This window comes from Chitinophaga sp. RAB17 (assembly GCF_052114225.1).
Taxonomy (GTDB): domain Bacteria; phylum Bacteroidota; class Bacteroidia; order Chitinophagales; family Chitinophagaceae; genus Chitinophaga.
The window spans coordinates 1-761 of record NZ_JBFREI010000046.1 but is presented as its reverse complement, the minus strand read 5'-3'; the positions used below and the strand labels follow the sequence as shown (position 1 = coordinate 761).

At 49.0% G+C, this 761-nt stretch carries 1 protein-coding gene; it reads right to left on the bottom strand.

Annotated features, from left to right (window positions below; all coding sequences use genetic code 11):
- Positions 1 to 761, bottom strand: a 761-nt coding sequence (locus AB4Z08_RS35785; RefSeq protein ID WP_441578570.1) for an Ig-like domain-containing protein, incomplete at both ends; no start/stop codon positions are given.

Below are 761 nucleotides of genomic sequence, written 5' to 3'. Positions count from 1 at the left end.
GCGCCATCTGTGGCAGGTGTTACGAGAACGGTGTAAGTGATATTATCTGTTGTCTGGAATGCACTTAGGGTAGCGTTGGTGGCGGTAATGTCACCTAATGTAAATCCAGTCACCGCTTCGCTAAACGTGATGGTGGCCGTGAATGGTGCTATCACCGGCGAAGTAGCAGTAGTGGAAATGACTACACCCGGATTAGTGGTATTCACGAGTACGCCCGTAGTRTTAGCCACATTATTRAGCGTGAGTACTGCATCCTTGCCGGCTGTGTTGCGAATAGTGCCGGTAAGTGCTGTACTTAGTGTAATACCATTCATATCCATATCACCCTGCTGTACCGTGTAGCTGTACAGTAAAGCATTGGTGCCGCTGCCGCTCACAAGTGTAGCGGATCTTGTAGTGGCGCCTATGATTACATCCAGTGATGAAGCACCGGTAACATTTACTGGTTCGCTGAAGTGAACAGTGAAGGAGAGTACCTGGCCAAGTCTGTAAATGGCATTTGCCGGTACGTCTACTGCTGTTACAACGGGTGCAGTTCCTGCAAAAACGAGGCTTAATGTATTGGAAGCAGTATTGCTGTTATTACCCACGTTTACGGCTACACTGGCAGGTACCTGGAGGGATACCGCGCCATCTGTGGCAGGTGTTACGAGAACGGTGTAAGTGATATTATCTGTTGTCTGGAATGCACTTAGGGTAGCGTTGGTGGCGGTAATGTCACCTAATGTAAATCCAGTCACCGCTTCGCTAAACGTGATGGC